This window comes from Sphingomonas alpina (genome assembly GCF_014490665.1).
Lineage (GTDB): Bacteria > Pseudomonadota > Alphaproteobacteria > Sphingomonadales > Sphingomonadaceae > Sphingomonas > Sphingomonas alpina.
Genome location: NZ_CP061038.1, coordinates 4,445,883 through 4,455,463 on the forward strand (window position 1 = coordinate 4,445,883; position 9,581 = coordinate 4,455,463).

The window sequence follows — 9,581 nt, forward strand, 5'->3', positions numbered from 1 at the left end:
AGCATCGTCGCATATTCTTTGCAGACTGACGCTCCCCGACCAGCCCCGTGACGCCGGACGCCCCAAATGCATCTCAAAGACCTGAAAAACAAAAAACCCGCCGAACTGGTCGAAATGGCCGAGGAGCTTGGCATCGAGGGGGCATCGACGCTGCGCAAGCAGGATCTGATGTTCGCGATCCTCAAGGTCCAGGCCGAGAACGGCGAACAGATTATGGGTCTCGGCACGATCGAGGTGCTACCCGACGGTTTCGGTTTCCTGCGCTCCCCGGAAGCGAATTATCTCGCCGGTCCCGACGATATCTATATCTCGCCCAACCAGGTCCGTAAGTTCGGCCTGCGTACCGGCGATACGGTCGAGGGCGAAATTCGCGGACCCAAGGACGGCGAACGCTATTTCGCTCTGGTCAAGCTCACCGCGGTCAATTTCGACGATCCCGATGCGGTCCGTCACCGCGTCAATTTCGACAATCTCACCCCGCTCTACCCCGACGAGAAGCTGACGCTCGATCCGCAGGATCCGACGATCAAGGACAAGTCGGCGCGGGTCATCGACATCGTATCGCCGCAGGGCAAGGGTCAGCGCGCGCTGATCGTCGCACCGCCGCGCGTCGGGAAGACCGTCTTGCTGCAGAACATGGCCAAGGCGATCACCGACAATCACCCCGAGGTGTTTCTGATCGTCCTGCTGATCGACGAGCGGCCTGAGGAAGTGACCGACATGCAGCGCTCGGTGAAGGGCGAAGTCATTTCCTCGACCTTCGACGAACCCGCACAGCGCCACGTCCAGGTCGCTGAAATGGTGATCGAAAAGGCTAAGCGCCTGGTCGAGCATAAAAAGGATGTCGTGATCCTGCTCGATTCGATCACGCGTCTCGGCCGCGCCTACAACACCGTCGTGCCGTCATCCGGCAAGGTGCTGACCGGCGGTGTCGATGCAAACGCTCTGCAGCGCCCGAAGCGCTTCTTCGGCGCTGCGCGTAATATCGAGGAGGGCGGCTCGCTCTCGATCATCGCCACTGCGCTGATCGATACCGGCAGCCGCATGGATGAAGTCATCTTCGAAGAGTTCAAGGGCACGGGTAACTCGGAAATCGTGCTCGACCGCAAGGTCGCCGACAAGCGCATCTTCCCGGCGCTCGACGTCGGCAAGTCCGGCACCCGCAAGGAAGAGTTGCTGGTCGACCAGGGCAAGCTGTCGAAGATGTGGGTGCTGCGCCGTATCCTCATGCAGATGGGCACGATCGACGCGATGGAGTTCCTGCTCGACAAGATGAAGAATTCGAAGACCAATGAAGATTTCTTCGATTCGATGAATCAGTAGGATGATCCTCGAACACGCGCTGCTGCAGGTCAGACCGGGGCAGGGCGCGGCGTTCGAGGAAGCGATCCTGGCGGCGCGCCCGTTGATCGCGGCGTCGCCCGGATTCATCTCGATCGAGGTCCGCCGCGCGTCCGAACAGGCAGATTTATACCTGCTGATCGTTGGCTGGACCGATATCGCTGCGCACCGCGACGGATTCCGTACCTCGGATCGATATGCGCAGTGGCGCGCGCTGCTGCATGGCTTCTATAAGCCGATGCCGGTCATCGCTTATTTCGATCAAAATCTGTTTGCCCAAGATCCATTAGCCCAAGATCCATTAGCGGAGTCGATCCTTTGAGCGTCATCGCCTTATTGTCCGCCGCTGCCCATACGGTCGAACCCATGTCGCTGAGCTGGCTATGGGATCATATCGTCAGCGATTTCGCCAATATCGGCACGGCCTCGGCGATGACGGCGTTCGCGACCGTCGTGCTGCTCGATGTCGCGCTGGCCGGGGATAATGCGATCATCGTCGGCGCACTGGCCGCGGGATTGCCGGCCGATCAGCGCAAGAAGGTGATCGCGATCGGCATTCTCGCCGCCTTGCTGTTGCGCATCGTGTTTGCCGTGGCCGTGCTCTACGGCCTGGAAAGCTTCAAACATTATGGCCTGGTGCTTGGCGGCGGCCTGTTGCTGCTCTGGGTCGCATGGAAAATGTACCGCGAACTGCGCCCGCGCGGTGCCCCCGGCGGGTCTGCCGAGGTGGATGGCGACGAGCATAGCGGGATCAGACCGGCCAAGAGCTTCATTTCCGCTGCCTGGGCGGTCGCGGTCGCCGATGTGTCGATGAGCCTCGACAATGTGCTCGCCGTGGCCGGTGCGGCACGCGCGCATCCCGGTATCATGGTGATCGGCCTGATTCTTTCGGTCGCGCTGATGGGCATCGCGGCCAATGTGATCGCCAAATATATCGAACGCTATCGCTGGATCGCCTGGGTCGGCCTGGTCATCATCCTGTATGTTGCGGGCAAGATGATCTTCGAGGGCTGGCACGACATGCAGCCCTTTATCAGTAGCGTCACTGGCTAACATACGGACCAATCGCGATAATATCACGATTGGTCCGTTTTTCCCTAACCGAGATGCTCGGCGAAAAATGCTGCACTGCGGCGATCCGCGAGATTGGCAGCGTCCGCTGAACGACGCTCACCGATTTCGGTCGCAAAGCCATGATCCTCGCCGGGATAATCGTGCAGCGTGACCTTGGGATGATCGTCCAGTCCCTCGTGCATCCGGGCCTGGGCAGCCTTGTCGACGAAATGATCCTCCTGCGGAATGTGCAGCAGCACCGGATGCGCGATCGCATGCTTCTCACCGAGCAGGCCGTCGATGCCGACGCCATAATAGCCGATGCTGGCATCTACATCGGTGCGCGTGGCGGTCATGAAGGCGAGGCGGCCGCCCAGGCAATAGCCGACCGCGCCGACCTTTCCGCCATCGACCAAAGCGCGCGCCGCACGGATCGTCGCTTCGATATCGGTGACGCCGAGTTGCTGATCGAATTCACCGAACAACCCCAATCCACGTTCGAATTCCGGCTTGATGTCGGGATCCAGCTCAATGCCCGGCGCGATTCTCCAGAACAGGTCCGGCGCGATGGCAAGATAGCCATCTTCGGCCAGGCGGTCGCATTTACGGCGAATACCGGCATTCACGCCGAAAATTTCCTGGATGACGACGATCGCGGCCCGCGGCGTTTCCGCCGGCTCGGCGACATAGGCGCTGAAGTTGCCGTCATGGTCGAGTGTGTCGATGCTGATCGTCTTGGTCATAACAGCGTCTTTCCAGCGTAGCGGCGCTCATGATCGAGCAACCATGATTTGGTGGCAGGCCCGTCGCCTGCTGAATAGGCCCCGAGTCCACCATCGGCATTGAGCACGCGGTGGCAGGGTACGATAATCGGAAACGGATTACGCGCGCAGACTTGGCCGATCGCGCGCGCGCTCGAGCCGATCGACCGCGACAGATCACCATAGCTCATCGTTTCGCCGAACGGGATGCCGATCATCGCCTGGCGCAGCATATTGCCGCGTGGCGTCGCCGCCGGCGAGAGGGGAAGGTCGAAACTGTTGCGCGTGCCGGCGAACCACTCACCGAGCTGGGCGGCCGCAGCGATCACCGCGGTTGCTTTTCCGGCGACGGAATCGCGGTCGCCCGGCTCGATCGCAATCGACTCGACGCTCGAAACCGTGCCTGAAACGCGCACCATGCCGATGGGCGTTGCGATCAGGGCAAAGTCGCGCGCATACATGGGCAGGATTATGCCGAGCGCTCGATAATCGCTCAAGCGGAGATGACGCGATGAAGATCAATGTCGAGGTGGACTGCACCCCTGAAGAGGCGCGCCGCGTGATGGGGTTGCCTGATTTCACCCCGGTCCATGAAAAATACATCGCGATGCTCAAGGATTCGATGGACGGTGTGGTCGCCCCCGACATGCTTGAAAATGTGATGAAGAGCTGGGCGCCGATGGGTGATGCCGGCATGAGCTTCTGGCGCAAGATGTTTGAGTCCCCGACCAAGTCCGGCGACTGACCGAATGGAGACGATCTTCGCGGTATCGAGCGGCGCGCCGCCCGCGGCGATCGCGGTGCTGCGGGTCAGCGGACCAGAGGCTTTTACTGCGACAGCGGCGCTCGCCGGAGCCTTGCCGCCGGCGCGTATCGCCACGCTCCGCAAACTGCGCACGGCGGATGGCGATATTCTCGATCATGCATTGCTGCTGATCTTTCCAGGTCCTGCAAGCGCGACGGGAGAAGATCTGGCGGAGCTTCATCTTCATGGCGGACGCGCGGTTGTCGCGGCGGTCGAACACGCGCTCGAAAATATGGCGGGACTGCGTCGGGCCGAACCGGGCGAGTTCACTCGCCGAGCGCTGATGGCGGGCAGAATCGACCTGACCGAGGCGGAAGGGTTGGGCGATCTTCTCAGCGCGGAGACGGAAACCCAGCGTCGTGCGGCAATGACGGCGGCACAAGGCGGCGTGCGTCGCCGGGTGGAAACATGGTCGGCGCGGTTGCTCGGCCTGGCGGCGCGAGCCGAAGCACAGCTCGATTTTGCCGATGAGGATGATGTCGCGCCGGAAGAGGCGGGGGATATCACGGCCGCCGCGCGCGCGCTGGCCGACGATATTGCCGCCATTGTTGCTGCGCCACCGATCGAGCGGCTGCGCGATGGCGTTCGCGTGGTGCTGGCGGGTCCGCCCAATAGCGGCAAGTCGACGCTGATCAACGCGCTGGCCGATCGCGACGTGGCGATCGTCTCGCCAATTGCCGGCACGACGCGGGATCGGATCGAAGTGCCGGTCAGTCATGGAGGAGTCGCCTATGTGCTGACCGATACCGCAGGATTGGCCGGGAGCACATCGGATCCGATCGAGGCGATCGGTATCGAGCGCGCGGAAGCAGCCATGGCCGCTGCCGATATTATTCTGTGGCTGGGGGAGGAAGTGCCGACTGTAACGAACAGCCTGTGGATCCATGCCCGGGCGGATCGCCTGGGTCGGGAAATGCTGCCGGAGGGCCGAGTGCTTGCCGTGTCGGCGGCGAACGGTATGGGGATCGTCGAGCTGTGGCAGCTCATCGACGCCCGGACCGCCACCTTGCTGCCGCGCCTCGATGATGTCGTCCTCAATCGACGGCAACGATTGCTTGCTGCGGAGTGCGGGACATTGCTCACCGAGGCGTCGCATGCGTCGGATATGTTGATCGTTGCCGAACAGTTTCGATTGGGGCTGGCGGCGCTCGACCGGATCACCGGGCACAGTGACACCGAAGCCATGCTCGACACCCTGTTCGGGCAATTCTGTATCGGCAAATGATGTTCCACGTGGAACAGCTTGCAGCCGATATGGCGAACAATTTTGACAGCGCGCCTGTGGCGACCTAGCGCACAGCCATGATCGCGTTCGATGTCATCGTCATTGGTGGAGGACATGCCGGCACAGAGGCTGCTGCGGCGGCCGCGCGTTGTGGCGCCCGCACCGCGCTGATCAGCTTCGATGCGAAAAAGATCGGCGCCATGTCCTGCAATCCGGCGATCGGGGGCCTTGGAAAGGGCCATCTCGTGCGCGAGGTCGACGCGTTCGATGGCTTGATCGCGCGTGCGACCGATGCTGCCGGCATCCATTATCGCATGCTCAATCGTAGCAAGGGGAGTGCGGTACAGGGACCACGCGTCCAGGCAGACCGGCGCCTTTATGCTGCGGCGATTCAGCGAATGCTTCGGGAGCAGGACGATCTCACCATTATCGAAGGCGAGGCGGCGGCGCTGTCGTTCGATCCTTCAGGTGCTGTGGGCGGCATAGCGTTGGCCGATGGCCGCACCGTGCCGGCGCGTTCGGTGATTCTGGCAACGGGCACTTTCCTGGGCGGACGAATGTTTCGGGGTGAGGAGCGCCTGGCTGGCGGCCGAGTAGGGGAAGCTGCGGCGACTCGTCTCGCGGTGCAGTTGCGCGACGCGAAACTGCCCATGGCGCGATTGAAGACCGGCACACCCCCGCGCCTCGACGGCCGTACAATCGACTGGTCGATGCTTGTCGAGCAACCCAGCGACGCTGAATTATGGACCATGTCGCCGGTGTCACAGGGCCGTCGCTTGCCGCAGCTCTTCTGCGCGATCACCCGGACGACCGAGCGCACGCACGATATCATCCGAGCCTCGCTTGATCGCTCTCCCTTGTTTGGCGGAGCGATTGCCGGGACGGGGCCGCGCTATTGCCCGTCGATCGAAGACAAGATCCATCGCTTCGGCGATCGGGACGGGCATCAGATCTTTCTCGAGCCGGAAGGGCTCGACGATTCGGCGATCTATCCCAACGGCATTTCCACGTCGCTGCCGACCGATGTTCAGGCCGCGATGATCGCCTCGATTCCCGGGCTGGAGAAAGCCGAGATCATGGTACCGGGCTATGCGGTCGAATATGATCATATTGATCCGCGCGCACTCGCACCGACGCTTGAGGTTCGTGCCATTCCGGGGCTGTTCTGTGCGGGCCAGATCAACGGCACGACCGGTTATGAAGAGGCGGCGGGGCAGGGGCTGATTGCCGGCCTGAACGCTGCGGCGCTCGCGCTCGGAACCGCCCCGGTCGTGCTCGATCGGGCAAGCAGCTATCTCGGCGTCATGATCGACGATCTCGTGTTGCAGGGCATTACCGAGCCCTATCGCATGCTGACGGCGCGGGCGGAGTATCGCCTTCGTTTACGGGCTGACAATGCGGAAACCCGGCTCGGAGAAGCGGCCGAGGCTGCCGGAGCGCTTGGAAATGAGCGACGCAGCCGGTTGACCTTACGTCGTGAAGCTCTGGCTGGAATTGTCGCGGTGCTCGATCAACGCGTTTCGGCAGCGGATATCGTGCAGCGCGGTGGTGTGGATATCGAAGGCCCGTCGCGCTCCGGGGCCGATTGGCTAAGGCTTGCGGGCATCGATCTTGCCCATATCGCTCCGGATCTGATCGACCGGTACGATCATGCCTTGATCGCGGAAGCCGTCGAGGACGCACGCTATGCCCCTTATATTGCTCGTCAGGAAAATGACGTAGCCCGCTTGCGCGGAAATGACGCGGTAGCCCTTCCCATCGACCTGGACTTTGCCGCCATCCCTGGCCTGTCGCACGAGATGGTCGAACGCCTGGTCGCAGCAGCACCCAATTCCCTGGGGGCGGCGGGTCGGATCAGAGGCATTACGCCTGCCGCTCTGACGGCCATCCTGCTCCATGTCCGTCGGCGTGCGGCATGACTGAAGACGAAGCGCAGCAATGGGTTCGGGATCGATTCGGAGAAGAGGGACATTCGCGACTGGCCCATCTGGTGGCGCTGGTGCGCGCGGAAGCGGCAAATCAGAATCTCGTTTCTGCCTCCACGCTCGATTCGCTTTGGGCTCGCCACGTCGTCGACTCGGCTCAGCTGATTCGCTTTGCTGAGGATGAGGAGGGGCCGTGGCTTGATATCGGTACCGGCGCAGGCTTTCCTGGCTTGGTGGTGGCAGCACTGCGTAATCATCCGATGATCTTGGTCGAGCCGCGTCGCCGTCGTGCAGATTTCCTGACCGTCGCAGCCGGAGCGCTCGGTCTGTCCAGGATCGTTACCGTCATCGCGTCCAGGGTCGAGACGGCGAAAGTTACAGCCAAGACTATTTCGGCGCGGGCGGTGGCCCCTGTAGAGGCTTTGTTGACCTCGGCAGCCCATGTAGCGACACCGGAAACCCGCTGGCTATTGCCAAAGGGGCTTCGGGCGCGCGAAGAGGTGGCGCAGGCGCGGGAGACATGGCATGGTATGTTTCACGTGGAACACAGCGTCACCGATCCGAATTCGCTCATCGTAATCGCCAGCAAGGTGTCTCGTCGATGAATGTCATTGCTGTTGCCAATCAAAAGGGCGGGGTCGGCAAGACGACCACTGCGATCAACCTCGGCACCGCGCTGGCTGCGACCGGGATGCGAGTGCTGATCATTGATCTGGATCCGCAAGGGAACGCCTCGACCGGACTCGGTATCAATCGTGCCGATCGCGATAAATCGACCTATGATATCCTGCTCGGCGAAATGCCCATTACCGAGGCGGCGATGCCGACTTGCGTGCCGAAGCTCGACATTGTTGCCGCCACGGCTGATCTTTCGGGGGCTGAGATCGAGCTGGTCGACTATGAAGAGCGCACGCATCGGTTGAGCCGGGCGCTTGGGCGTTGCGAATCCCGCTGGGATGTCGTGCTGATCGATTGCCCGCCATCGCTCGGGCTCTTGACGCTCAACGCGATGGTTGCCGCCAACTCGCTGCTGGTGCCGCTCCAATGCGAGTTCTTCGCACTGGAGGGCCTCAGCCAGTTGCTCGGCACGGTCGAGCGGATTCGCGAGCGCTTCAATCCTGGCCTGACCATTCTTGGCGTCGCGCTGACCATGTATGATCGTCGTAACCGGCTGACCGACCAGGTTTCCGCCGATGTCCGCGCCGTGCTCGGCCGCGTCGTGTTTGAAACCGTCATCCCGCGCAATGTGCGATTGTCGGAGGCTCCGAGCCACGGCGTTCCGGCGCTGATCTATGATTATCGCTGCTCCGGTTCGGAGGCCTATATGGCCCTGGCCCGTGAGCTGATCGCTCGACTGCCCAAACCAGCCCCCGAATCAGACACCGCCAGTAGAGCCGCATGACAGATCAGGACCCCGGCGGCGTTAGCCGCATCAAACCCCGTTCCGGGCTTGGCCGTGGCCTCAACGCCTTGCTCGGTGACGTTGCGCGCGAAGAGCCGGTCGCAGAAGGCAGCGCGAAGTCGACTGGCGTGCGCACCTTGCCGGTCGGGTCGCTCAGTCCGCACCCGGGTCAGCCGCGGCGGCATTTCGAGGAAACGGCGCTCGAGGAACTCGCCACCTCGATCGCGGCGCGCGGCCTGATCCAGCCCATCGTGGTGCGGCCCCATGGCAAGGGCTATCAGATCGTCGCCGGCGAACGCCGCTGGCGTGCCGCGCAACGCGCTCGATTGCACGAAGTCCCTGTAATCGTTAGGGATTTCAGCGACGCAGAGACGCTGGAAGTTGCGCTGGTCGAGAATATCCAGCGTCAGGACCTCAATGCGATCGAAGAGGCGGAGGCCTATCACCGGCTGATCGACGATTTCGGACATACCCAGGACGAACTGGGCAAGCTGGTCCATAAATCGCGCAGCCATATCGCCAACCTGCTGCGGCTGCTCGACTTGCCGCAACCCGTGCAGGAGCGCGTCGTCACCGGCGAACTGACCATGGGGCACGCCCGCGCGCTGATCGGTGCCACAGATGTTGAAAGCCTTGCCGATCAAGTCGTTGCCAAGGGTCTTTCAGTACGCGAGACCGAGCGCTTGGCGCGCGCCGCCAAACCGGATGCACAACGTGCGCGGCGCGGCGGCGATGGTGGACGTGACGCCGATCTTGCTGCGCTCGAACATCAGCTGGGCGATCTGCTTGGCCTGTCGGTGCGCATTGCGCACAGCCCCAAGGGCGGCACCCTGACGCTCAGCTACGCTACGCTGGATCAGCTCGACATGATCTGCCAGCGCCTGAGCGGGGAGCGGATCTAAAGAGCGCGGGGAACGGATCTGAGGATCGCCTCAAGAGGCGCACCGCAACAACCGGCGATTCAATAAAGCCGTCGGATGTCGCATCGGGTGACGGTCGGACGAAAGCCGGTCAGGCGTTTCTTGTCCCGCTCTTTCATATGGCCGCGAAGCGCTGGGCGATCCCCCCT

11 protein-coding genes are annotated in these 9,581 nt (G+C 62.4%); 9 read left to right on the forward strand and 2 right to left on the reverse strand.

Annotation, left to right across the window (positions count from 1 at the left end):
• Positions 1-66 precede the first annotated feature (66 nt).
• Genes rho through H3Z74_RS20695 form a run of 3 tightly spaced genes read left to right on the forward strand, consistent with a single transcriptional unit; the run spans position 67 to position 2,394 of the window.
• Positions 67-1,323: a transcription termination factor Rho gene (gene rho, locus H3Z74_RS20685; RefSeq protein ID WP_034157723.1), complete on the forward strand. Its 1,257-nt coding sequence runs from the start codon at positions 67-69 to the stop codon at positions 1,321-1,323.
• A gap of 1 nt (position 1,324) precedes the next feature.
• A complete protein-coding gene (locus tag H3Z74_RS20690) occupies positions 1,325-1,663 on the forward strand; it encodes an antibiotic biosynthesis monooxygenase family protein (protein ID WP_187761399.1) in 339 nt (112 codons plus the stop codon).
• Between the two features lie 44 nt (positions 1,664-1,707).
• Positions 1,708-2,394 (forward strand): YjbE family putative metal transport protein, encoded by a 687-nt coding sequence (locus tag H3Z74_RS20695; protein ID WP_187764448.1) that lies wholly within the window; start codon positions 1,708-1,710, stop codon positions 2,392-2,394.
• A 44-nt stretch (positions 2,395-2,438) separates the two neighbouring features.
• On the opposite strand, the gene H3Z74_RS20700 is transcribed toward H3Z74_RS20695, so the two are convergent.
• Both H3Z74_RS20700 and H3Z74_RS20705 read right to left on the reverse strand, forming a co-directional pair.
• The gene (locus tag H3Z74_RS20700) at positions 2,439-3,137 is read right to left on the reverse strand and encodes a dienelactone hydrolase family protein (RefSeq protein WP_187761400.1); all 699 of its coding nucleotides are present in this window, start codon (positions 3,135-3,137) and stop codon (positions 2,439-2,441) included.
• Positions 3,134-3,616: a methylated-DNA--[protein]-cysteine S-methyltransferase gene (locus tag H3Z74_RS20705; protein ID WP_187764449.1), complete on the reverse strand. Its 483-nt coding sequence runs from the start codon at positions 3,614-3,616 to the stop codon at positions 3,134-3,136. The genes H3Z74_RS20700 and H3Z74_RS20705 overlap by 4 nt, the downstream gene beginning before the upstream one ends.
• Before the next feature lie 50 nt (positions 3,617-3,666).
• On the opposite strand from H3Z74_RS20705, the gene H3Z74_RS20710 reads away from it, so the two are divergent.
• The 6 genes from H3Z74_RS20710 to H3Z74_RS20735 all read left to right on the forward strand — a co-directional run bounded on the left by H3Z74_RS20710 (position 3,667) and on the right by H3Z74_RS20735 (position 9,414).
• Positions 3,667-3,900, forward strand: coding sequence for a DUF6489 family protein (locus H3Z74_RS20710; RefSeq protein ID WP_187761401.1), 234 nt, complete (start codon positions 3,667-3,669; stop codon positions 3,898-3,900).
• 4 nt (positions 3,901-3,904) lie between these two features.
• The gene (gene mnmE / locus H3Z74_RS20715) at positions 3,905-5,185 is read left to right on the forward strand and encodes a tRNA uridine-5-carboxymethylaminomethyl(34) synthesis GTPase MnmE (RefSeq protein ID WP_187761402.1); all 1,281 of its coding nucleotides are present in this window, start codon (positions 3,905-3,907) and stop codon (positions 5,183-5,185) included.
• Positions 5,186-5,262: 77 nt separating this feature from the next.
• A complete protein-coding gene (gene mnmG, locus H3Z74_RS20720) occupies positions 5,263-7,104 on the forward strand; it encodes a tRNA uridine-5-carboxymethylaminomethyl(34) synthesis enzyme MnmG (protein WP_187761403.1) in 1,842 nt (613 codons plus the stop codon).
• Positions 7,101-7,715: a 16S rRNA (guanine(527)-N(7))-methyltransferase RsmG gene (locus H3Z74_RS20725; protein WP_187761404.1), complete on the forward strand. Its 615-nt coding sequence runs from the start codon at positions 7,101-7,103 to the stop codon at positions 7,713-7,715. The genes mnmG and H3Z74_RS20725 overlap by 4 nt, the downstream gene beginning before the upstream one ends.
• The gene (locus H3Z74_RS20730) at positions 7,712-8,512 is read left to right on the forward strand and encodes a ParA family protein (protein ID WP_187761405.1); all 801 of its coding nucleotides are present in this window, start codon (positions 7,712-7,714) and stop codon (positions 8,510-8,512) included. Before H3Z74_RS20725 ends, H3Z74_RS20730 begins: the two co-directional genes overlap by 4 nt.
• Positions 8,509-9,414: a ParB/RepB/Spo0J family partition protein gene (locus tag H3Z74_RS20735; protein WP_187761406.1), complete on the forward strand. Its 906-nt coding sequence runs from the start codon at positions 8,509-8,511 to the stop codon at positions 9,412-9,414. Before H3Z74_RS20730 ends, H3Z74_RS20735 begins: the two co-directional genes overlap by 4 nt.
• Positions 9,415-9,581 lie beyond the last annotated feature (167 nt).